Raw genomic sequence first — 22,703 nt, 5'->3', positions numbered from 1 at the left:
TATTACAGAATAGTGAAGTAATATACATTCATATTAAAATTAAATTTGAGTTAGAGGTTGCATTTTCAATGAGTAATTATTCAGAAGCCGAATGGGGCATATGTTGAATAATAGAAAGGTGAAGATGCCGAAACTTGTATTGTCCATTAAATATACAGGTTGGGCCAGTTATCGAAAGAAACTGGACTGTCACATACGTGATGTGCTACCTATATAAATGCTATTATTAAAATGGTTGCATATCTAATAGGTATGCAACCATTTTATTTTTAGTCGAATGATTATCATAAATACGTTAACGGGAAAGAGCGAAATTTATAATTGTTGTGTAATTTATATATTTGATTACAATGAAAAACTGCTCAAACTATAAATAGTATGAATCTTAATCATATAGTAAGTTAACCTCTATATTTAAGGAAAGGAAGCGTCTATGGCAAAACAAGTGAATCAAAATGATGGAGTTCAAAGGGGTCTGAAAGATCGCCATATATCCATGATTGCAATTGGAGGTTGTATTGGGACTGGTTTGTTTATGACTTCTGGTGGTGCAATACATGATGCAGGTGGTTTAGGTGCGCTTTTAGCCTTTGCAATTATTGGAGCGATGGTATTCTTCCTTATGACTTCTCTAGGAGAAATGGCAACATATTTACCTGTGTCAGGATCATTTAGTACATATGCTACGCGTTTTGTTGATCCATCTCTAGGATTTGCATTAGGTTGGAACTATTGGTTTAACTGGGTAATTACAGTTGCAGCCGATGTAACGATTGCAGCACAAGTAATACAGTATTGGACACCAATGTCAGGTATTCCAGCATGGAGTTGGAGCTGTCTATTCTTAATTATCATATTTGGGCTGAATGCATTGTCTGTTAGAGTATTTGGCGAAAGCGAATATTGGTTTGCTTTGATTAAAGTAGTTACTGTGATTATCTTTATTGCTATCGGTTTATTAACAATAGTCGGTATTATGGGTGGAGAATTTGTTGGTTTTGACACGTTCACTCAAGGTAATGGTCCTATTTTAGGTGATGGCTTTGGGGGAAGTATCTTAGCGATTTTAGGTGTGTTCTTAGTAGCAGGTTTTTCATTCCAAGGTACTGAACTCATTGGTATTACAGCAGGAGAGTCTGAAAATCCAGAGCGCGCAGTTCCTAAGGCGATTAAACAAGTCTTCTGGAGAATATTAATATTCTATATTCTTGCAATCTTTGTAATCGGTATGTTGATACCATATGATAGCCCATCACTTATGGGTGGCGGGGATGATATTTCAACTTCACCATTTACACTTGTATTTCAAAATGCAGGGCTCGCATTTGCAGCCTCATTCATGAATGCTGTTATACTCACTTCAGTATTATCAGCAGGTAATTCAGGTATGTATGCTTCAACTCGTATGCTATATTCAATGAGTAAAGATAAACTCGCATATCCAATATTTGGTAAAACAAATAGAAGTGGCGTGCCATACGTATCATTACTTGTTACGGCAGCAATCGTTGTAATTATCTTTGTACTACAACATTTAAGCGGTGATGCTTATGAATATATAGTTGCTGCAAGTGGTCTGACTGGTTTTATTGCTTGGGTTGGTATTGCAGTCAGTCATTACAGATTTAGAAAAGCGTTTGATAAACAAAACTATGATAAATCGAAATTAAAATATAAAGCTAAATTATTCCCGTTTGGTCCTATTTTTGCAGGTATCTTGTGTGTGCTTGTAATTATTGGACAAGATGTTGATTTCATCCAATCAGGAAAATTTAATCTCAATAGATTTGTTATCACATATATGGGTATTCCAGTATTCTTAGCATTCTTCTTTTATCATAAACTACGTTATAAAACAAAAATAGTACCATTGGAACAAGTAGATTTAAGACAAAATGTTAAAATGGACGATAAATAAATAGAAAAATCTATTGACTTTCCAATCAATTGTTGCTAAGATAGGTAATGTTGAATACGAAACGAACCAAGTAGAAGCTCCCGCTTCTCACCTGTTGCGACACTGATAGTAGTTGGCAGGTCTATATATATACGACATTGTTGTGTATAAAGAAGAGCGGGTATATTATATACTCGCTCTTTTTCTTGGGATAATTTCGTAAAAATCTTGGAGGTGTCAACCATAGCAAAAGATCAGACTCAAGTTAACGAAAAGATTCGTGCAAAAGAATTACGTTTAATCGGACATGACGGAGAACAGATTGGTATTAAATCTAAAACAGAAGCTTTAGAAATGGCAGAGCGTGTAGAACTTGATGTAGTTATTATGTCGCCTAATGCTAAACCACCTGTTGCGAAAATCATGGATTATGGTAAGTACAAATTCGAACAACAGAAAAAAGAAAAAGAAATGAAAAAGAAACAAAAAGTTATTAACCTTAAAGAAATTCGTTTGAGTCCTACAATTGAGGAACATGATTTCCAAACTAAATTGAAGAACGGACGTAAATTTTTAGAAAAAGGCGACAAATGTAAAGTTTCAATTCGTTTCAGAGGGCGTGCTATTACGCATAAAGAAATAGGCCAACGCGTATTAGAAAAATTTGCAGAAGAATGTAAAGATATCGCTACGATTGGGCAAAGACCTAAAATGGATGGACGCCAAATGTTCATCATGCTTAACCCACTCAACGAAAAATAAAAAAGATACTACAGGAGGAATTGAATCATGCCTAAAATGAAAACACACCGTGGAGCAGCAAAACGTGTTAAAAGAACTGGTTCAGGTAAATTAAAACGTTCTAGAGCTTTCACTTCACATATGTTTGCAAACAAAACGACTAAGCAAAAACGTAAATTACGTAAAGCTTCATTAGTGAGTAAATCAGATATGAAACGCGTTAAACAATTATTAGCTTATAAAAAATAAGTAACGACAGATAAAAATAGATTGAAGATATTTTGAGGAGGAATTTATTATGCCACGTGTTAAAGGTGGAACGGTAACAAGAGCTCGTCGTAAAAAGACGATTAAATTAGCTAAAGGTTACTTTGGTTCAAAAAGAACTTTATATAAAGTAGCAAAACAACAAGTAATGAAATCAGGACAGTACGCATTCCGCGACCGTCGTCAAAGAAAACGTGATTTCCGTAGATTATGGATTACACGTATCAACGGAGCTGCACGTCAACATGACATGAGCTATTCAAGACTAATGAACGGTTTGAAAAAAGCTGGAATCGATGTTAACCGTAAAATGCTTTCTGAAATTGCTATTGCAGATGAAAAAGCTTTCGGTGAATTAGTTGCTAAAGCTAAAGACGCTTTAAAATAATTCTCAAATAAAGAGATGTACAAATCTGTACATCTCTTTATTTTTGTATCGATTAACATTTTGATAAATAACTATCATTTGATAAAATGGCTAAGAAGTCATATATGAAGGAGAAACTTATGTCTAAATTTGATGAAATGATTACAGTAGTACCAAGAACAATTTTATTTAATAGTGAGAAGAATCAATTTAACGGTTTTCTTGATAAAAATTCTGAAAAGGGTCAAGACATCTTTGACGCACTTTCAAAGTATGAAATTAAGCGTCGTGGAGATATGGAGGAAGACCCTACATATAAACAATTGGTTTCTTATTGTATTTTAGAAAATGAGAATGATGAAATTTTAGTATATGAACGCTTATCAGGTGGTGGAGAATCACGTTTGCATGGTCAATCCTCTATCGGTGTTGGTGGACATATGAACGATGTTATTGGTGCTGGATCTATCAATGAAGTCTTACGAATTAATGCACAAAGAGAACTTGAAGAAGAAGTAGGTCTTTCAGAAAGTAAATCACAAAATTTAGCATACATAGGTTTTATTAATGATGATACCAATGAAGTTGGTGAAGTTCATTTAGGCGTAGTGTTTAAAATTAAAGTGAATAGTAATGATGTGGAAGCTAAAGAAACAGATACATTAAAAATAAAATGGGTAAATCAAAGCAAAATAGATAATTATGATGACTTTGAAACATGGAGTACATTAATATTACAGTCAATACAATAGAGGTGCATAAAAATGTCTGATATCATTCCTTTTCCACGTTCAAAAGATAAACTAATAAGAGAAATCAAACAATCTTTTAACAATAATGAATTAGATCAAATGTATGAACTGTTTGAAGATTTTGAAAAGCAATTTGAATTAGATGAGCCAATGTCTCTATTGAAATGTGGCATGCTATACAAGATGGGGCATTATCTTGAACTGCGTGAAGAAGCTATCATATTACTTAAACAAGGTATTACTAAGTATGATGATCTTATGGTTTATTACGTGAAAAGTTTAAACGGATTAGGACAATATTTTGAAGTCGTTGACGTCATTAATCAAATTATTGATGAAGTCAATGATCATAAAACGAGAATGGAACTATTTCCATTAAAAGAATATGCCTTAAGTCAAATTGATAAACATAATGCGCATGCAGCAGAAATGCTCCGTGATTTTGAGTCGTTGTCACTACGTGAACAAATTCATACAGTCTTAACTTTAATAGATCATAATCAGTATCGTTATCAAGAAACAGTGGTAAATATTATTAATGAAATTGAACTTGCACCGAATGTTGTGAGTATAATGCTTGAATATTTACGTTTTGCCGGATACAATCAAAACATTCGCGTTCAGAAATTTGGTTATACAGTTGAAGTAAACCCAAATCATCTTTCTGGTCTTGAACAAACTTTGTTTAAGATTAAAATTATTCCAGAAGTCATTAATCAAATGGAAGATGATGCGGCACAAATTGTAGAGGAAGCACTTCATCTAATGAACAACCATGCTATTTTACTTTATCCGTTAGATATAGAAGGCATAGCATCTGAAAATGAATGGATTGAAGCTTACACAAACTATTTCAAATCAATGTTAGGCTTAGAAAGTTTAGACACAACTAATTCTATTGTTAATTTAATTACTTCAATTGATATGCATGAATAATTAATATTTATATTTTTGGGTAATAAATAATAGTAGTAAAATAATAATTAAATTAATTTCAATTATTCATTCAATATGATTTGTAAACTCAGTGTTTGTGTAGAGCATTGACGTATGATATAATAATGAAGTTGAAAAAATAAAATAGGATATTCATGGAGGTTTTTATACATGACAGCAACTTGGGAAAAAAAGGAAGGTAACGAAGGAGTTTTAACCGTTACAGTTCCAGCAGAAAAAGTAGACAAAGCAATTGATCAAGCTTTCAAAAAAGTAGTTAAACAAATAAACGTGCCAGGCTTCCGTAAAGGAAAAGTACCTCGCCAAATTTTTGAACAACGCTTTGGCGTAGAAGCACTATATCAAGATGCCGTTGATATCTTATTACCAGAAGCTTATGGTGAAGCTATTGACGAAACTGGAATTAAACCAGTTGATCAACCAGAAATCAATGTAACTACAATGGAAAAAGGTAGCGATATGACATTCGAAGCGAGTGTAGTAGTTGAACCTGAAATTGAGTTAGGAGACTATAAAGGTCTTGAAATTGAAAAACAAAATGTTGAATTAACTGAAGAAGAATTACAAGAATCAATTGATCATCAATTAGGCCACTTAGCTGAAATGGTAGTTAAAGAAGATGGTGCTGTCGAAGATGGTAACACAGTTAACATCGACTTTGATGGTTACGTTGATGGCGAACAATTTGAAGGTGGACAAGCTGAAGGCTATGATCTTGAAATTGGTTCAGGTTCATTTATTCCAGGATTCGAAGAACAATTAGTTGGTGTTAAAATTGGAGAAGAAAAAGATGTTACTGTAACTTTCCCAGAAGAATACCATGCTGAAGAATTAGCTGGAAAAGAAGCTACTTTTAAAGCTAAAGTAAATGAAATTAAATATAAAGACGTTCCAGAATTAACAGATGAGATTGCGAATGAATTAGACGCAGAAGCGAACACTGTTGATGAATATAAAGAAAACTTACGTAAAAAACTAACTGAGCAAAAAGAAACTGATGCTGAGAATAATCAAAAAGAAGAAGCTATTAGCAAAGCATCAAATAATGCTTCAGTTGAAATTCCAGACGCTATGATTAACACTGAGTTAGATCGTATGGTTCAAGAATTTGGTCAACGTATGCAACAACAAGGTCTTAATTTAGAAACTTATTATCAAATTTCTGGTCAAGATGAGTCGCAATTAAGAGAACAAATGAAAGATGATGCAGAAGAACGTGTTAAAACAAACTTAACATTAACTGCTATTGCTGATGCTGAAGAAATTGAAGTAACTGATGCTGATATCGATAAAGAATTAGAAAAAATGAGTGGACAATTTAATATGTCAGTAGAAGATATTAAACAAACACTTGGTAATACTGATATTGTTAAAAATGATGTTCGTATCCAAAATGTTATCGATTTATTAGTTAAAGAAGCAAAATTAGTAGAACCATCTAAAGATGACTCTGAAGCGTAACTAAATATAAAAAGAGCAAATTATTTTGTGAATTATATGTTGGTCGTTTAATATAGTAAACTAGTAGCAGATGCATTCAAATAATGTATCTGCTACACTATTTTTAAAGCAAATAACTTGTGAAAGTTGTAAGTTGCATATTAAAATGCTATTTAGTATATTTTTTAGGGAATAGGGGTGTAAATAGAATGTTTAAATTTAATGAAGATGAAGAAAATTTAAAATGTTCTTTCTGTGGCAAAGATCAAGATCAAGTTAAAAAGCTAGTTGCAGGAAGTGGCGTTTATATTTGTAATGAGTGTATAGAGTTATGTTCAGAGATTGTAGAAGAAGAATTAGCTCAATCAGAAACTGAAGGATTAACTGAATTACCAACTCCAAAAGAAATTATGAACAAATTGAATGATTATGTAATCGGTCAAGAAAAGGCTAAGAAATCATTAGCTGTAGCTGTTTACAATCATTATAAACGTGTACAGAATATAGGACCAAGTGAAGATGAAGTTGAATTACAAAAAAGTAATATCGCTTTAATTGGACCTACAGGTAGTGGTAAAACACTCTTAGCACAAACATTGGCTAGAACATTAGATGTACCTTTTGCAATTGCTGATGCTACTAGTTTAACTGAAGCTGGTTACGTAGGTGACGATGTTGAAAACATCTTACTACGCTTAATGCAAGCAGCTGATTTTGATATTGATAAAGCTGAAAAAGGTATTATTTATGTCGATGAAATTGACAAAATAGCTAGAAAATCAGAAAATACATCTATTACACGTGATGTATCTGGTGAAGGTGTACAACAAGCATTGCTTAAAATCTTAGAAGGCACAACTGCGAGCGTACCACCTCAAGGCGGTCGTAAGCATCCTAATCAAGAGCTAATTCAAATTGACACAACAAACATTTTGTTCGTTCTTGGTGGCGCCTTTGATGGTATAGATGAAGTAATTAAACGTAGATTGGGTGAGAAAGTAATTGGATTTGCAAGTAGTGAAGCTTCAAAATATGATGAAGATGCAATACTTGAACAAATCAGACCTGAAGATTTACAATCTTACGGTTTGATTCCAGAATTTATCGGTCGTGTACCTATTGTTGCTAATTTAGAAACATTAGATGTAGACGCACTTAAAAATATTCTAACTCAACCTAAAAATGCCTTAGTGAAGCAATATACTAAAATGTTAGAGCTTGATGATGTGGAATTGGTATTTACTGATGAAGCATTATCTGCAATTAGTGATAAAGCAATTGAACGTAAAACAGGCGCACGTGGTCTTCGCTCAATTATAGAAGAAGCATTAATTGATATTATGTATGATGTACCTTCATCTGAAGGTGTTGTAAAAGTCGTGATTACAGAAGAAACAATTAATGATGAAAAAAATCCTGAACTATACGATAAAGAAGGTAACCTTGTAAACAAGGAACAAACTTCTGCTTAAATTAGGTGAATCGAATGCCCTAAGTTGTATATATGCAACTTAGGGCATTTATTTTTTAAAATGAAAGCATAGATAATATAAAAATACATATTCATAGAACTCATAGTGTAATATAATAAACAATGAGTTCAGAAGAAAAGAGGGACGATAATGAAAGTTAATCCTAATGAAATAGAATTATTAATTAGTGCAGTAAAACCGGAACAATATCCAGAGACTGGTTTAAGTGAAGTTGGCTTAAGTGGTAGATCTAATGTTGGTAAGTCAACGTTTATCAATAGCATGATTGGTCGGAAGAATATGGCAAGAACATCTCAACGACCTGGTAAGACACAAACCCTTAATTTTTATAATATAGATAATCAACTTGTATTTGTTGATGTGCCTGGTTATGGGTATGCGAAAGTAAGTAAATCACAACGTGAAGCATTTGGAAAAATGATAGAAAGGTATATTTCTCAAAGAGAATCATTGAAGCTTGTAATTCAACTTGTAGATTTACGACATAATCCAACCGAAGATGATATCATTATGTACAATTATCTTAAACACTATGAAATCCCGACCCTTATTGTAGCTACAAAAGAAGATAAAATTGCTAAGGGTAAAGTACAGAAGCATTTAGCGAAGATTCAGCAAAAATTAGAAATGGAAGCTGAGGACGAGATTATAAGCTATTCTTCAATTAAAAAAGACAAGCAACAAAAAATTTGGAATATGATTGAAAGTTATTTGTAATCATTACAGTGAAATTATAAGTTTTGATTTAAATAGGTTGAGTTTAGTACAATTATGACAACATTTTGAATGTAAATTAGAAGAATTATAATTTACTCGAGCAAGATGGTTAACTCATGACGTAATTGTGTTATAATTTATTTATTGTAATATGTATGGAGGGCGTTATAAATGCATTTAATTGCGGTTAGCATAAATCATCGTACAGCAGATGTAGCATTGAGAGAAAAAGTTGCTTTTAAAGATGATGCCATACGTTCAGCCAATGTTGATTTATTTGAAACAAAATCTATTTTAGAAAATGTTATATTATCAACTTGTAATCGCACAGAAGTATATGCAGTTGCGGATCAAATTCATACTGGTCGTTATTATATACAACGTTTTTTAGCGAGATCATTTGGATTTGATGTTGAAGATATTAAAGAAATGACTGAAGTAAAAGTGGGGGACGACGCAGTAAATCATTTATTGCGTGTTACTTCAGGTTTAGATTCTGTTGTTCTTGGTGAAACTCAAATTCTTGGACAAATTAAAGATGCATTCTTATTAGCTCAAGAAGAAGATACAACAGGTACTATATTTAATCATCTTTTCAAACAAGCAATTACATTTGCGAAAAAAGCTCATAATCAAACAGATATTGCAGACAATGCAGTAAGTGTTTCTTATGCGGCTGTTGAACTAGGTAAAAAAGTATTTGGCAAAATTAACAACAAGCAAGCTTTGATTATCGGTGCAGGGGATATGAGTGAATTATCACTCTTGAATTTAATTGGTTCAGGTGTCACAGATATTACAGTTGTTAATAGAACGTTGAGTAAAGCTCAAAAATTGGCAATGAAACATCATGTGAAATTTGAATCAATGGAATTATTACCCAAACTTTTAGCTAATGTGGATATTGTTATCAGTTCAACAAGTTCAGACGAATATATTGTGACAAACGATATGATACGTACTATTTCAACAGAACGTAAAAGCGATTCACTTGTTTTAATAGACATTGCTGTTCCACGAGACATAGAACCTAATATTAATACAATTCAAGATGTATTTAATTATGATGTAGATGACTTGAAAGGATTAGTGGATGCTAATCTCAGAGAACGTCAATTAGCAGCGAATGATATTATGCAACGAATCCCAGGAGAAATTGTTGCACATAATGAATGGGTAAGTATGTTAGGCGTTGTACCTGTTATTCGTGCCTTAAGAGAAAAAGCAATGAATATTCAGGAAGAGACTATGGATAGTATTGATAGAAAATTGCCTGCCCTAACTGAGAGAGAACGTAAAATCATTTCAAAACATACTAAAAGTATTATTAATCAAATGTTGAAAGATCCAATCAAACAAGCTAAAGAATTGAGTAATGATAGAAATAGTAACGAAAAATTAGAGCTATTTCAAAACATTTTTGACATTGAAGCTGAACAGGCTTATGAAACTAAAAAAAGAAGAAGTGAAGTGGCAACTAGTCAAATCTTAAGTTTTGAATAAGCACATGCAAATGGTGATAATATGCAAGAATTTTCATTTATAAGATTAAATGAACTTATATTATTAATTTATTTATTTAGTATTGCTTGTTACTTTTTTGATTTTGTGAAAAAGCATTATAAAGTTAGAAAAATTGGTTTTGTTACATTAGGGATTGTTTGGGTGTTACAAACAATCTCTTTATCTATTTATGCTAATGTAACGAATCAAATTCCATTAGGTAATGTTTTTGATGTGTTTTTTGCATTAGCTTGGTTAATTATCTCTATTTCTATAGTGATTAGTGTCATCAAGCAAATAAATTTTTCGATATTTTTATTTAATTTAATTGGTTTTGTATTAATTGCTATAAATACGTTTCAACCTATGCATTATCAGAGTGCAGGAGCTAAATTAAGTATTATAAACGAATTGTTAATAGTACATATTGCCTTTGCAATTATAAGTTACGCCCTGTTTGCTTTTGCATTTGTTAATTGTATATTATATTTAATACAGTATAAAAATTTAAAGCAAAAACGATTTAATCAAAAATATTTTAGAATCGGTAGTGTAGCTACACTAGAGCAAGTTGTGTTTTATAGTAGTTTGATTGGTTTTATATTTATCATATTAAGTATCATTTTAGGTACACAATGGGGTATAAACACTTTAGGTATACACATATTGAAAGATCCTAAAGTAGTGATGTCTATAATTATTGCATTGCTGTATGGTTTGTATATCATCTTTAGAGTAAGACGTACGTTAAGCAAACATAATTTGATTTATTTTAACCTCAGCTTATTTTGCTTAAGTATGATTAACTTGATTTTTGCTTCTCATATATCTGATTTTCATCAATGGACAGGAATGTGATTACTGAAAAAAGTTGATTGTTAAATATAGTCATTTCTAGGAGGTTGCGCCTAATGCGTAAGTTAATCGTTGGTTCACGTAGAAGTAAGTTAGCTATAACTCAAAGCCAACAATTTATTGAAAAATTAAAAGCAGTTAATCCAGAATTAGATATTGAAATTAAAGAAATAGTAACAAAAGGCGATCGTATTATAGATAAACAATTATCTAAAGTAGGCGGTAAAGGGCTTTTTGTAAAAGAAATTCAAAATGAATTATTTGATTATGAAATAGATATGGCGATACATTCCTTAAAAGATGTACCTAGTGTCATACCAGAAGGATTAACACTAGGTTGCATACCGGATCGTGAAAATCCATTTGATGCGTATATTGCTAAGAACCATGTTCCTTTGCATGAGCTTCCAGATAACAGTATCGTAGGTACAAGTTCTTTACGCCGTGGTGCTCAAATACTTGCAAAATATCCTAAATTACAAATAAAATGGATACGTGGCAATATTGATACACGTTTAGGTAAGTTAGAAACTGAAGATTTTGATGCAATTTTACTTGCAGCTGCTGGTTTGAAACGTATGGGCTGGTCAGATGATATCGTTACAACTTATTTAGATAAAGAGACTTTAATACCAGCCATCGGACAAGGCGCTTTAGGTATTGAATGTCGGGCGGATGATGAAGAGCTGTTAGCATTACTTAACCAAGTTCACAATGAAGATGTAGCGGATTGTGTTACTACTGAAAGAACATTCTTAGAGCGCATGAACGGCAGCTGCCAAGTTCCAATCGGTGGCTACGCTACGAAAAGTAGTGATGGTACAATCGAATTTACAGGCTTAATTATGTCTCCTGATGGTAAAGAACGTTATGAGCATACTGAGCGCGGAGAGAATCCAATTGAAATCGGTGAAAAAGTAACTGAAGTACTAAATGCACAAGGTGCATATGAAATAATAAAGGCACTAAACGAAGAACAATAATCGTTTGAGGTGAAAATAATGAGACCAGTGATAGTAATGACGCAAACTAGTGAATTTAACAAAAAAGATACATGTATTCTACACAAGCCCTTCATAGATGTAGAACCGTTATCCTTTGATTTGAATTTGCTGGATGTTAACTATGACTGGCTTATTTTTTCGTCTAAAAAAGCTGTGAAACATTTTCAACCGTATTTACCTAAATTAAAAATACAAAAGATTGCAGTAATTGGTGAAAAAACAGCTGATTATTGTAAAAGTTTAGGATTAGATGTTTCATTTTGTCCCACAGACTATTCACAAGAAGGCTTTCTTGAGGAGTTTGAAGCGATAAAAGGTAGTCGCATTTTATTACCATCAAGCGCAGCAGCAAGAACCGTATTACAAAATGGTTTAAAACAACAAGACTATTTAGTTAGAAAAATTGACTTATATAAACCTGTTCCACATACTGTGAATATAAACGAAGTCTTAAATCTCATAGCTGAAAATAAAGTGGATGCTATTACTTTTGCGAGTTCATCAGCTGTACGATATTTTTTTGAAAGTCATCAATATATACCTTTTAACAATTATTTTGCCATTGGCCAACAAACTTTGGACACATTAAATATATTTAATGTTCAAGGCACGATGTCAGAAATCCAAACCTTAGAATCATTAGTTCAAAAAACTTTAGAAAGTTGGGAAGATAATGCAATTTGATAGACACAGAAGATTACGTAGTAGTAAATCACTGAGAAACATGGTGAGTGAAACGCACGTTCGCAAAGAAGATTTGATTTATCCAATATTTGTAGTTGAACGTGATAATGTGAAAACAGAAATTAAATCCATGCCTGGTATTTACCAAATCAGTTTGAATTTATTAGATGAAGAAATTAAGGAAGCGTATGATTTAGGCATAAGAGGCATCATGTTTTTTGGTGTGCCAAATAAAAAAGATGAAGTTGGTACAGGTGCTTATGATCATAATGGCATCATACAAGCAGCGACTAGAAAAGCGAAGTCTATGTACAGTGATTTATTAATCGTTGCGGATACCTGTTTATGTGAATATACAGACCACGGTCACTGTGGTGTGATTAATCATGACACGAATGATGTTGATAATGATAAGTCACTACCATTACTCGTTAAGACTGCAATTTCTCAAGTTGAAGCTGGTGCTGACATTATTGCGCCAAGTAACATGATGGACGGCTTTGTTGCTGAAATTAGAGCAGGTCTAGATGAAGCTGGTTATTATAATGTGCCAATTATGAGTTATGGTATTAAATATTCTTCTAGTTTCTTCGGGCCTTTCCGTGATGCAGCAGAATCTACACCACAGTTTGGTGATCGCAAAACATATCAAATGGATCCTGCAAATAGAAGAGAAGCACTTAGAGAACTTGACAGTGATTTAAAAGAAGGCGTTGACATGATGATTGTTAAACCTGCTCTAAGTTTCTTAGATATCATTAGAGATGTTCGAAATACTACAAACGTACCTATAGTTGCTTATAATGTAAGTGGAGAATATAGCATGACAAAAGCAGCTGCACTTAATGGTTGGATTGATGAAAAAGCAGTGGTTATGGAACAAATGGTTTCAATGAAGCGTGCAGGCGCGGATTTAATTATTACGTATTTTTCAAAAGATATTTGTAGATATATTGATGAACAATAAGGAGGTTATATAGAATGCGTTACACTAATTCTGAAAAGGCGATGGTAAAAGCTGAACAATTGATGCCCGGTGGTGTCAATAGTCCAGTAAGAGCTTTTAAATCAGTAGATACACCAGCAATATTTATGGACCATGGTGAAGGTTCAAGAATTTATGATATTGATGGTAATGAGTACATCGATTATGTTCTAAGTTGGGGGCCTTTAATTTTAGGACATAAAAACAAGCAGGTAATTGATAAAATTCATGAAGCAGTGGATAATGGTACAAGTTTTGGCGCTTCCACACTACAAGAAAATAAATTAGCTGAACTCGTTATCGATCGTGTGCCATCTATTGAAAAAATACGTATGGTATCATCAGGTACTGAAGCAACACTTGATACACTGCGTTTAGCACGTGGTTATACTGGTCGTAATAAAATCATTAAATTTATCGGTTGTTATCATGGTCATAGTGACTCACTATTAATCAAAGCAGGATCCGGCGTTGCAACGCTTGGTTTGCCTGATTCTCCAGGAGTGCCTGAAGGTATTGCGAAAAATACAATCACAGTTCCATATAATGACTTAGATGCGTTAAAAGTTGCATTTGAAGAATTTGGTGACGATATTGCTGGCGTAATAGTAGAACCTGTAGCTGGTAATATGGGGGTAGTACCTCCAGTTGAAGGATTTTTACAAGGTTTAAGAGACATCACTACAGAATATGGTTCATTGCTTATTTTTGATGAAGTGATGACAGGATTTAGAGTTGGGTACAATTGTGCGCAAGGTTACTTTAATGTCACACCAGATTTAACTTGTTTAGGTAAAGTAATTGGTGGTGGCTTGCCTGTCGGTGCCATTGGTGGTAAAAAAGAAATTATGGATCAAATTGCACCAACTGGTGATATTTATCAAGCTGGTACGCTATCAGGTAATCCATTAGCTATGACGAGCGGTTATGAAACATTAATTCAATTAACTCCTGAATCATATGATTATTTTAATAAATTAGGTGACAAATTAGAAGAAGGTTTGAAAGAGGTCTTTGCAAAACATCATGTGCCAATCACTGTAAATCGTGCTGGTTCTATGATAGGATATTTCATAAATGCAGGGCCGGTTACAAACTTTGAACAAGCAAATAAAAGTGACTTAGAAATGTTTAGTCAAATGTATAGAGAAATGGCAAAAGAAGGCGTATTCTTACCGCCTTCCCAATTTGAAGGAACATTTCTTTCAACAGCACATACAGAAGCTGATATTGAACAAACAATACAAGCATTTGATATTGCTCTAAGTCGAATTGTATAAAGTTTATTTTTAGCCCGAACAACCACGGTGTTGATCGGGCGCTTTTATATGTAAAGGACTATGAAGTATAATGATTCCTATGAAAGTTGTGAGTACATGAGTAAGCAATTAAGAAACAATATCATCGTTTTAGCGTTATCTTTATTTTTAAGTTTTATACTTAATGCAGCCCACATATTATTGCCATTTATGTTTGGTCCTATTATTGCCAGTGTTATCTGTGTAAGGTATTTGCATTTAGAAGTAAATTGGCCATTTTGGCTAAGTCAGATTGGTTTAGTGTTATTAGGTGTTCAAATTGGCTCTACTTTCACTAAAGAGGTTATTTTAGATATTAAAGATGATTGGTTTACCATTGTAATAATTACTGTATTACTGCTTGGTCTCGCATTAATCATTGCTTATTTTTTCAAAAAAATAGCAAAAGTGAATACTGAAACAGCAATACTTAGTGTCATTCCAGGTGCGTTGAGTCAAATGTTGATTATGGCCGAGGAAAATAAAAAAGCAGATATTATGGTAGTGAGTTTGACTCAAACTTCGAGAATTATATTTGTGGTTATTCTTGTGCCTTTTATTTCATATTTTTTTAAAGACTCACAAGAATTAGCAACCGGTGGATCTGAAGTTACAGCAACATTAACAGATGCTTTATCGATTTCTAGTATTATCTTTTTGACATTAGCTGTAATCGCTGTATATATCGTAATGGGTAAAATTAATTTTCCGACAAAACAGATACTTGCACCGATTCTTGTGTTAATATGTTGGAATTTGTTGACAGGTGCTAACTTTACATTAGATAATTATATTATTGCAGGTGCACAAGTTATTTATATGATTAGAATTGGCGTTCAAATTGCACTATTATTAGATCAGATGAAAGGGCGGATTGCCGTCGCAATTGCTTTTCAAAATACATTGCTCATATTATTAGCTTTCGTAATGGTGCTAATCATTTCTACATTTTCGACTCATTCAGTAAATGAATTGTTCTTGGGCGCTGCTCCAGGTGGTATGAGTCAAATTGTTATAGTGGCGTTAGAAACAGGTGCGGATGTCGCATTGATTTCTAGTTACCATATCTTTAGAATATTCTTTATTTTATTCTTAATTGCACCAGCGATAAACGAGTTCTTGAAATATCGTGAAAAAAAACTTAAATAAACAGATGGTATTTTTTAATTAGAAAATTGAACAATAGCATCACAATGATATATTACGACTTTTATAGACAATATGATGTTATAGAGAGGGTGAAACCGTGTTAGAAAATGTGATATAGACATATCAAATAACTTTTTAGTTTAAGTGACTCTAGCGTTTGAGCCAAGAAAGTAAAGAAAAGTCACAACTAACAAAGCATTTCTAACATATATTTTATGAAAATTATTTATATAATGGTCATCATTCTTCTATGGGTCAATGTCATACTAACCTACGATATTGTTAAGGTTATTGTTGCAATGCTATTGACTTTACTTATAATCAGATTGTATAAAAACAAAGAAATCATTAAAAATAGTCACAAAAGACGAGATTTATAAAAGGTTTAAATTTTTCAACACTTTAATATTCATTTTAAAAAATAGATTCTTTACCTGTGAACTTACAATAAAAATGCCAACAAAATCTTATGGATTTGTTGGCATTTTATATATCTTCTATTGAAATATTTTGGTTTTTAGGCGTAGAATATTGTTGTATTATGCTGAAAACATCAAAAAACGAACTTTTCTTGAGAGTAATTAACCTATGACTAATTGAAGCCTATGCCTTGATAATGATTTGGATTATTAGGACATGCTTGCATATGTGCATTATACAAACCAGCAGCTTCTAAAAATGAATAGACTGTCACTGGCCCTAAAAATTTAAAACCATAACGTTTTAATGTTTTCGATAATTCCGTTGCGCGTGTGTCTACAGTTATACGATCACTTGGCTTTGTATATCCGCAATCGATAGGTTGGTGATTTACATATGACCATAGAAAATCGCTAAAACTTCCGAAGTCTTTTTCTATTTCAAAATATCCTTTTGCTTGTCCAACGATGGCCTCTATTTTTTTCCTATTATGAACGATATTAGGAAATGTCATTAAGCGGTCTATATCATTAGGTGTCATTTTAGAAATAAGCACTGGATCAAAGTCATAAAAAGCTTCTTCATAAGATGTTTTTTTCTTTAAAATTGTTAACCAATAAAGACCAGCATGTTGTGATTCTAGTGCCATCAGTTTAAATAGTTTCAAACTATCATAAAGTGGTTGACCCCACACTTCATCATGATATTCGAGGTAGGTTGGATCATTTGTGCCAAATGCGCATTCATTCATATATTTTCACTCCATTCCATTGACTTATCTTAACATCCATTATACTATAATTAAGTAAAGAAATATTGTCTACTGGGAAGAGTAAATAGGCTTAGATTTATCAGAGAGTACATGTGTGCTGAAAATGTACAGTTTAACTTATTGAAAGTAGCCCACATTGAACTTTAGCTGAAATACTGCAATATAATTGTTTGTAAAATAGGTTGAAGCGTGTTTGAGCGTTAATCATAATTTTAAGTGCTTGAAATTAGTGAACTAATTTCTTGAATTTAGGTGGTACCACGGGAAATCCGTCCTATATATTTATAGGGCGGTTTTTTTATTTTAAGGAGGATTTTAACGAATGGAAATGAAACCAAAATATAATCCGAACGAAGTTGAGTCTGGGCGCTATGAAGAATGGCTTGATAAAGGCTATTTTAAAGCGTCTGAAGATAATAAAAAAGAAACATACACAATTGTTATTCCACCACCCAATGTAACTGGTAAATTACATCTAGGGCATGCATGGGATACAACGTTACAAGATATACTTACACGTATGAAACGTATGCAAGGTTATGATACTTTATATTTACCTGGTATGGACCATGCTGGTATAGCAACACAAGCAAAAGTAGAAGCTAAATTAAATGAACAAGGATTATCTCGTCATGATTTAGGACGTGAAAAATTCCTTGAACAAGCGTGGGACTGGAAAGAAGAATATGCTACATTTATTAGAAAACAGTGGGCCAAACTAGGATTAGGTTTAGATTACAGTAGAGAAAGATTTACATTGGATGATGGATTGAGTAAAGCAGTTAATAAAGTATTCGTTGATATGTATAAAAAAGATTTAATCTATCGTGGAGAATATATTATAAACTGGGATCCTATCGCTCGTACTGCATTATCAGATATTGAAGTTATTCATGAAGACGTACAAGGTAAATTCTATCATTTTAAATACCCTTATGCAGATGGCGAAGGGTATATAGAAATCGCTACGACGCGTCCTGAAACAATGTTAGGTGATACTGCGATTGTTGTAAATCCTAATGATGATCGTTATAAAGATATCATAGGTAAAAAAGTTATTTTACCTATACTTGGTAGAGAATTGCCTATCTTAGCAGACGATTATGTGGATATTGAATTTGGTAGTGGGGCAATGAAAGTGACACCTGCGCATGATCCAAATGACTTTGAAATCGGTAATCGTCATGACTTAGAGCGCATTATTGTAATGGATGAATCTGGTAAAATGAATGACAAAGCTGGTAAATACGAAGGTTTCGATAGATTTGACTGTCGTGAACAGCTTGTAAAAGATTTAAAGTCTGAAGGTTTAGTTATTAAAATAGAAGAGCATGAACATTCTGTTGGTCATTCTGAACGTTCTGGTGCAGTTGTAGAACCTTATTTATCTACACAGTGGTTTGTAAAAATGAAACCTTTAGCAGAGCAAGCATTAGATAATCAAAAAACAGATGATAGAATCGATTTTGTACCTGCAAGATTTGAAAAAACATTTAACCGTTGGATGGAAGAAATTAGAGATTGGACAATTTCACGTCAATTATGGTGGGGACATCAAATTCCTGCATGGTATCACAATGAAACTGGCGAAATTTATGTCGGCGAAGCAGCACCAGAAGATATTGAAAATTGGACACAAGATGAAGATGTATTAGACACATGGTTCTCTAGTGCATTATGGCCATTTTCAACGTTAGGTTGGCCAGATGTTGAAGCTGAAGACTTCCAACGCTACTTCCCAACGAATGCATTAGTTACTGGTTATGACATTATCTTCTTCTGGGTGGCAAGAATGATCTTCCAAGGATTAGAATTTACTGGAAAACGTCCATTCGATGATGTATTATTACATGGATTGGTTCGTGCAGAAGATGGACGTAAAATGAGTAAATCTCTAGGTAATGGTGTTGATCCAATGGATGTTATCGATGAGTATGGTGCAGATAGTCTAAGATATTTCTTAGCAACTGGATCTTCACCAGGTCATGATTTACGTTATTCTACTGAAAAAGTTGAATCTGTATGGAATTTTATCAATAAAATTTGGAATGCAGCTCGATTTAGTTTAATGAATATTGGCGATGACTTTAAAGTGGAAGATGTAGACTTATCAGGTAATCTATCACTAGCAGATAAATGGATTTTAACCCGTTTAAATGAAACGATTGCTAACGTTACGGATTTAAGTGACAAGTATGAGTTTGGTGAAGTTGGGCGTACGCTTTATAACTTCATTTGGGATGATTTCTGTGATTGGTATATTGAAATGAGTAAAATACCAATGAATAGCGATGATGAAGCACAAAAACAAGTAACGCGTTCTGTACTAACTTATGTTTTAGATAATACAATGAGAATGTTACACCCATTCATGCCATTTGTTACTGAACAAATTTGGCAAAATCTGCCACATGAAGGTGAAACAATTGTTAATGCGCCTTGGCCTAAAGTGAACGATGCGTTGATTTTTGATGAAAGTAAAGAAACGATGCAACAACTGGTTGAAATAATTAAATCTGTTAGACAATCACGCTTGGAAGTAAATACACCATTATCTAAAGCAATACCTATTTTCATTAAAGTAAAAGATGAAAATATTAAAGATACGCTATTAAATAATTCAAATTATATAGATAGATTCTGTCATCCTAGTGAACTTACAATCGATACAGCAGTTGTAATACCTGAAAAAGCAATGACATCTATTACTACAGCTGGTGAAGTTGTCTTACCACTTGAAGGTTTAATCGATATGGATAAAGAGATTGAAAGATTAGAACATGAACTTGGGAAATGGGAAAAAGAATTGGATCGTGTTAATAAAAAATTAGCAAACGATAACTTCGTTAATAAAGCACCTGAAAAAGTAATCAATGAAGAGCGTGAGAAAAAACAAACGTATCAAGAAAAATACGAGGGTGTTAAATTACGAATTAATCAATTAAAAGCATAGGAGTCCTAAACATGAATTACCTAGATAGCTTATATTGGATACATGAAAGAACTAAATTTGGCATTAAACCAGGCGTTAAGCGTATGGAATGGATGTTGGAACGATTAAACAATCCTCAATTTAATATAAATGGTATTCATGTAGGTGGCACGAATGGAAAAGGATCCACAGTTGCATATTTAAGATCAGCACTTGTTGATAATGGATATGAAGTTGGTACTTTTACTTCGCCATTTATTGAAACCTTTAATGAGCGTATAAGTTTAAATGGGATACCGATTAGTGATGACAATATTGTTGAATTAGTTCAAAAAGTAAAACCAATAAGTGAAGCATTAGAAGTTGAAACAGAGCTTGGAACAGCCACTGAATTTGAAATCATTACTACGATGATGTTTTTATATTTTGGTGAAATACATCCAGTTGATTTTGTAATAGTTGAAGCGGGGTTAGGGATTAAGAATGATTCGACGAACGTTTTTAAACCGATATTAACAATTCTCACAAGTATAGGACTAGATCATATTGAAATTCTAGGAGATACTTATACTGACATAGCAAAAGATAAAGGTGCAATCGTCAAACCTGACACACCAATCATCTATGCAGTGAAAAATGCAGATGCGCTTAAAGTGATTCGTGGTTGCGTGGAGCAACAGAATACTGAAGGCATAGAGTTTGATCGCGATATTAGTATCGTTTCACAAGGAGAAGAATTTACTTATCGTTATAAAGACTATGAATTAGAAACCTTACTATTAAATATGTTGGGCGAGCATCAAAAAGAAAACGCAGCTTTAGCAATAACTGCACTTATTGAACTAAACGAATCAGGCATTGTTGATTTAGATTTCAATAAGATGATAGATGGTATTGAATCAGTAAGCTGGACAGGGAGAATTGAGCAAGTTAAAGAAAAGCCCTTGATGATTGTTGATGGCGCACATAATGTTGAAAGTGTAGAAGCTTTAATTAGTACAATGAAAGATTATTACCACGTTGATCGTTTGGATATCTTGTTTTCTGCAGTGAAAGGAAAACCAATTAATACGATGGTAGATCAACTTAAAACAATCGCTTCAACGTTTTATGTTACTGATTTTGATTTTCCACGAGCATTAACTAAAGACGCTATTTTTGAAGAAATAAGATTTGATCAAAAAGAACTTGTTGATGATTATGTGAAGTTTATTGAAACTTACGAAGGTGATGGATTAATCATAACTGGAAGTTTATATTTTATTAGTGAAGTTAAAGCAAAAGTTAATTTTTAAATTTTATTAAACAGCAGTGAATCTAAACGGATTTTAATTAAATATAGATTTACTCAATAAGAAAGCTAGTTATTATTTAGCGTTATTGGGTCAGGGTTAATGATTTATTCTGACTTTAATGTAAAAGTAACTGGCTTTTTTATATAGTAATTTTATGAAAATTTTTAAAAAGTAAAGATTTGTTCGATGATTTGTATGAATTTTAATCAATACATCGTTTAACACAAATAATTATTGTTGTTATTTTATCTATTTAGCAATTCCTATTTTAATTTGTGATAATATGATAGTATTTAAAAAAGGGAGGGAAAGATTAACATGACAGAAAAGAAATTTCCAAAGGATGCAATGCGCGTACTAAAAGAAACAAGTCGTACATTTTATATTCCGATTACCTTTTTAGAAAAAGAATTAAAACACTCAGTAGCATCTGCATACTTAATACTACGAGCAATTGATGAGATTGAGGATCATGAAGAAGTAGATAATGATTTAAAATATAAAATTTTAATGCAAGTGAGTGAATTATTTAAAGAACCTTTCGATGAAGAAAAATATCTAGAGATTCTTAGTCCTGTGAAAGATATCATGCCTGAAGTTACACTCCGTTTAAGTGAGTGGATAGACGCATGTCCCGATAGAACTTTGCCAATCGTTTTAGATTCTTCGAGCGAGATGGCATTCGGCATGGCTAAATGGGCGAAAGCAAACTGGGATGTTCATACACGAGAAGATTTAGATGAATATACATATTACGTTGCAGGACGTGTTGGTGTCATGCTGTCAGAACTATGGGAATTGTGTGCTGGTGAAAAAACAGATCACGATTTAGCCATTTGTTATGGACGTGGACTGCAAGCCGTCAATATTTTACGAAATGAGAAAGAAGATTTAGATGAACGTGGTGTGAGTTTTGTACCGGACGGTTGGAGTCGTGCAGATCTTTTTGATTATGCAGATGAAAACTTATCAAAAGCAGACGCGTATATTGATTCAATCCATAAGAGGACGATTATATTATTTGTCCGTTTACCTTTAGCGCTTGCACATAAATCTTTAAAAGCTATGCAAAATGGCCGTGAAAAAATAACACGAGAAGAAGTGGAAGAAACAGTGGAAGAAGTTAAGAAAAAATAGTATCGAAAAATGATGATTAACTTTCTTATTAATAATTA

At 32.9% G+C, this 22,703-nt stretch carries 20 protein-coding genes, 1 riboswitch and 2 other annotated features; of the genes, 19 read left to right on the top strand and 1 reads right to left on the bottom strand.

The genetic code is table 11. The annotated features are described in order from the left end of the window. Positions 1 to 43 precede the first annotated feature (43 nt). Positions 44 to 216: riboswitch (Lysine riboswitch) on the top strand. Between the two features lie 217 nt (positions 217 to 433). The 16 genes from ACA31_RS05760 (at position 434) to ACA31_RS05685 (ending at position 16,109) form a co-directional block, all read left to right on the top strand. After that, entirely contained in the window at positions 434 to 1,918 is a 1,485-nt protein-coding gene (locus ACA31_RS05760; RefSeq protein WP_057512400.1) for an amino acid permease, read from the top strand. Between the two features lie 62 nt (positions 1,919 to 1,980). Beyond that, positions 1,981 to 2,109: a sequence feature (ribosomal protein L20 leader region), on the top strand. A gap of 22 nt (positions 2,110 to 2,131) precedes the next feature. Beyond that, positions 2,132 to 2,659 carry a translation initiation factor IF-3 gene (infC, locus tag ACA31_RS05755; RefSeq protein WP_057512549.1) on the top strand — a complete coding sequence of 176 codons (528 nt, stop codon included), beginning with the start codon at positions 2,132 to 2,134 and terminating at the stop codon, positions 2,657 to 2,659. A gap of 27 nt (positions 2,660 to 2,686) precedes the next feature. After that, positions 2,687 to 2,887 carry a 50S ribosomal protein L35 gene (rpmI, locus tag ACA31_RS05750; RefSeq protein WP_002507378.1) on the top strand — a complete coding sequence of 67 codons (201 nt, stop codon included), beginning with the start codon at positions 2,687 to 2,689 and terminating at the stop codon, positions 2,885 to 2,887. Between the two features lie 49 nt (positions 2,888 to 2,936). After that, on the top strand, positions 2,937 to 3,293 hold the full coding sequence (gene rplT, locus ACA31_RS05745; protein WP_057512399.1) for a 50S ribosomal protein L20: 357 nt from the start codon (positions 2,937 to 2,939) through the stop codon (positions 3,291 to 3,293). 119 nt (positions 3,294 to 3,412) lie between these two features. Beyond that, positions 3,413 to 4,024 carry an NUDIX domain-containing protein gene (locus tag ACA31_RS05740; RefSeq protein ID WP_057512398.1) on the top strand — a complete coding sequence of 204 codons (612 nt, stop codon included), beginning with the start codon at positions 3,413 to 3,415 and terminating at the stop codon, positions 4,022 to 4,024. A 12-nt stretch (positions 4,025 to 4,036) separates the two neighbouring features. Next, entirely contained in the window at positions 4,037 to 4,960 is a 924-nt protein-coding gene (locus tag ACA31_RS05735) for a hypothetical protein (protein ID WP_057512397.1), read from the top strand. A gap of 171 nt (positions 4,961 to 5,131) precedes the next feature. Further along, on the top strand, positions 5,132 to 6,442 hold the full coding sequence (tig, locus tag ACA31_RS05730; RefSeq protein ID WP_057512396.1) for a trigger factor: 1,311 nt from the start codon (positions 5,132 to 5,134) through the stop codon (positions 6,440 to 6,442). Positions 6,443 to 6,630: 188 nt separating this feature from the next. Beyond that, on the top strand, positions 6,631 to 7,893 hold the full coding sequence (gene clpX / locus ACA31_RS05725; RefSeq protein ID WP_057512395.1) for an ATP-dependent Clp protease ATP-binding subunit ClpX: 1,263 nt from the start codon (positions 6,631 to 6,633) through the stop codon (positions 7,891 to 7,893). 150 nt (positions 7,894 to 8,043) lie between these two features. Then, complete coding sequence (gene yihA, locus ACA31_RS05720) at positions 8,044 to 8,631, top strand: ribosome biogenesis GTP-binding protein YihA/YsxC (RefSeq protein ID WP_057512394.1); 588 nt, start codon at positions 8,044 to 8,046, stop codon at positions 8,629 to 8,631. Between the two features lie 171 nt (positions 8,632 to 8,802). Beyond that, complete coding sequence (hemA, locus tag ACA31_RS05715) at positions 8,803 to 10,134, top strand: glutamyl-tRNA reductase (RefSeq protein WP_057512393.1); 1,332 nt, start codon at positions 8,803 to 8,805, stop codon at positions 10,132 to 10,134. A gap of 21 nt (positions 10,135 to 10,155) precedes the next feature. Further along, positions 10,156 to 10,992 (top strand): cytochrome c biogenesis protein, encoded by an 837-nt coding sequence (ccsA, locus tag ACA31_RS05710; protein WP_057512392.1) that lies wholly within the window; start codon positions 10,156 to 10,158, stop codon positions 10,990 to 10,992. 53 nt (positions 10,993 to 11,045) lie between these two features. Then, positions 11,046 to 11,972, top strand: a complete 927-nt coding sequence (gene hemC, locus ACA31_RS05705; protein ID WP_057512391.1) for a hydroxymethylbilane synthase — start codon at positions 11,046 to 11,048, stop codon at positions 11,970 to 11,972. Between the two features lie 18 nt (positions 11,973 to 11,990). Further along, complete coding sequence (locus tag ACA31_RS05700; RefSeq protein ID WP_057512390.1) at positions 11,991 to 12,677, top strand: uroporphyrinogen-III synthase; 687 nt, start codon at positions 11,991 to 11,993, stop codon at positions 12,675 to 12,677. Beyond that, a complete protein-coding gene (gene hemB, locus ACA31_RS05695) occupies positions 12,667 to 13,644 on the top strand; it encodes a porphobilinogen synthase (protein WP_057512389.1) in 978 nt (325 codons plus the stop codon). Before ACA31_RS05700 ends, hemB begins: the two co-directional genes overlap by 11 nt. Before the next feature lie 14 nt (positions 13,645 to 13,658). Then, positions 13,659 to 14,942, top strand: coding sequence for a glutamate-1-semialdehyde 2,1-aminomutase (hemL, locus tag ACA31_RS05690; protein ID WP_057512388.1), 1,284 nt, complete (start codon positions 13,659 to 13,661; stop codon positions 14,940 to 14,942). 96 nt (positions 14,943 to 15,038) lie between these two features. Next, a complete protein-coding gene (locus tag ACA31_RS05685; RefSeq protein ID WP_057512387.1) occupies positions 15,039 to 16,109 on the top strand; it encodes an AbrB family transcriptional regulator in 1,071 nt (356 codons plus the stop codon). A 592-nt stretch (positions 16,110 to 16,701) separates the two neighbouring features. Here the strand turns inward: ACA31_RS05685 and ACA31_RS05680 are convergent. Further along, the gene (locus tag ACA31_RS05680; protein ID WP_057512386.1) at positions 16,702 to 17,280 is read right to left on the bottom strand and encodes a DNA-3-methyladenine glycosylase I; all 579 of its coding nucleotides are present in this window, start codon (positions 17,278 to 17,280) and stop codon (positions 16,702 to 16,704) included. A gap of 59 nt (positions 17,281 to 17,339) precedes the next feature. Then, positions 17,340 to 17,581: a binding site (T-box leader), on the top strand. Positions 17,582 to 17,623: 42 nt separating this feature from the next. Between ACA31_RS05680 and ACA31_RS05675 the strand changes: the two genes are divergently transcribed. The 3 genes from ACA31_RS05675 to ACA31_RS05665 all read left to right on the top strand — a co-directional run bounded on the left by ACA31_RS05675 (position 17,624) and on the right by ACA31_RS05665 (position 22,665). After that, complete coding sequence (locus tag ACA31_RS05675; protein WP_057512385.1) at positions 17,624 to 20,254, top strand: valine--tRNA ligase; 2,631 nt, start codon at positions 17,624 to 17,626, stop codon at positions 20,252 to 20,254. Between the two features lie 11 nt (positions 20,255 to 20,265). After that, complete coding sequence (locus ACA31_RS05670) at positions 20,266 to 21,528, top strand: bifunctional folylpolyglutamate synthase/dihydrofolate synthase (RefSeq protein ID WP_057512384.1); 1,263 nt, start codon at positions 20,266 to 20,268, stop codon at positions 21,526 to 21,528. Positions 21,529 to 21,846: 318 nt separating this feature from the next. Then, a complete protein-coding gene (locus ACA31_RS05665; protein ID WP_057512383.1) occupies positions 21,847 to 22,665 on the top strand; it encodes a squalene/phytoene synthase family protein in 819 nt (272 codons plus the stop codon). Positions 22,666 to 22,703: the final 38 nt, after the last annotated feature.

This window comes from Staphylococcus sp. NAM3COL9, assembly GCF_001431205.1.
In the GTDB taxonomy this organism is placed as follows: Bacteria; Bacillota; Bacilli; order Staphylococcales; family Staphylococcaceae; genus Staphylococcus.
Note: the sequence above shows the minus strand (reverse complement) of the source record. Positions and strands in the feature narration are given on the sequence as shown.

Excerpts from the sequence above, each read along its gene's own strand:
- ACA31_RS05760 (WP_057512400.1), top strand. The coding sequence starts at position 434 with ATGGCAAAACAAGTGAATCAAAATGATGGAGTTCAAAGGGGTCTGAAA.
- rpmI (WP_002507378.1), top strand. The coding sequence starts at position 2,687 with ATGCCTAAAATGAAAACACACCGTGGAGCAGCAAAACGTGTTAAAAGA.
- rplT (WP_057512399.1), top strand. The coding sequence starts at position 2,937 with ATGCCACGTGTTAAAGGTGGAACGGTAACAAGAGCTCGTCGTAAAAAG.
- ACA31_RS05740 (WP_057512398.1), top strand. The coding sequence starts at position 3,413 with ATGTCTAAATTTGATGAAATGATTACAGTAGTACCAAGAACAATTTTA.
- ACA31_RS05735 (WP_057512397.1), top strand. The coding sequence starts at position 4,037 with ATGTCTGATATCATTCCTTTTCCACGTTCAAAAGATAAACTAATAAGA.
- tig (WP_057512396.1), top strand. The coding sequence starts at position 5,132 with ATGACAGCAACTTGGGAAAAAAAGGAAGGTAACGAAGGAGTTTTAACC.
- clpX (WP_057512395.1), top strand. The coding sequence starts at position 6,631 with ATGTTTAAATTTAATGAAGATGAAGAAAATTTAAAATGTTCTTTCTGT.
- yihA (WP_057512394.1), top strand. The coding sequence starts at position 8,044 with ATGAAAGTTAATCCTAATGAAATAGAATTATTAATTAGTGCAGTAAAA.
- hemA (WP_057512393.1), top strand. The coding sequence starts at position 8,803 with ATGCATTTAATTGCGGTTAGCATAAATCATCGTACAGCAGATGTAGCA.
- ccsA (WP_057512392.1), top strand. The coding sequence starts at position 10,156 with ATGCAAGAATTTTCATTTATAAGATTAAATGAACTTATATTATTAATT.
- hemC (WP_057512391.1), top strand. The coding sequence starts at position 11,046 with ATGCGTAAGTTAATCGTTGGTTCACGTAGAAGTAAGTTAGCTATAACT.
- ACA31_RS05700 (WP_057512390.1), top strand. The coding sequence starts at position 11,991 with ATGAGACCAGTGATAGTAATGACGCAAACTAGTGAATTTAACAAAAAA.
- hemB (WP_057512389.1), top strand. The coding sequence starts at position 12,667 with ATGCAATTTGATAGACACAGAAGATTACGTAGTAGTAAATCACTGAGA.
- hemL (WP_057512388.1), top strand. The coding sequence starts at position 13,659 with ATGCGTTACACTAATTCTGAAAAGGCGATGGTAAAAGCTGAACAATTG.
- ACA31_RS05685 (WP_057512387.1), top strand. The coding sequence starts at position 15,039 with ATGAGTAAGCAATTAAGAAACAATATCATCGTTTTAGCGTTATCTTTA.
- ACA31_RS05680 (WP_057512386.1), bottom strand. The coding sequence starts at position 17,280 with ATGAATGAATGCGCATTTGGCACAAATGATCCAACCTACCTCGAATAT.
- ACA31_RS05675 (WP_057512385.1), top strand. The coding sequence starts at position 17,624 with ATGGAAATGAAACCAAAATATAATCCGAACGAAGTTGAGTCTGGGCGC.
- ACA31_RS05670 (WP_057512384.1), top strand. The coding sequence starts at position 20,266 with ATGAATTACCTAGATAGCTTATATTGGATACATGAAAGAACTAAATTT.
- ACA31_RS05665 (WP_057512383.1), top strand. The coding sequence starts at position 21,847 with ATGACAGAAAAGAAATTTCCAAAGGATGCAATGCGCGTACTAAAAGAA.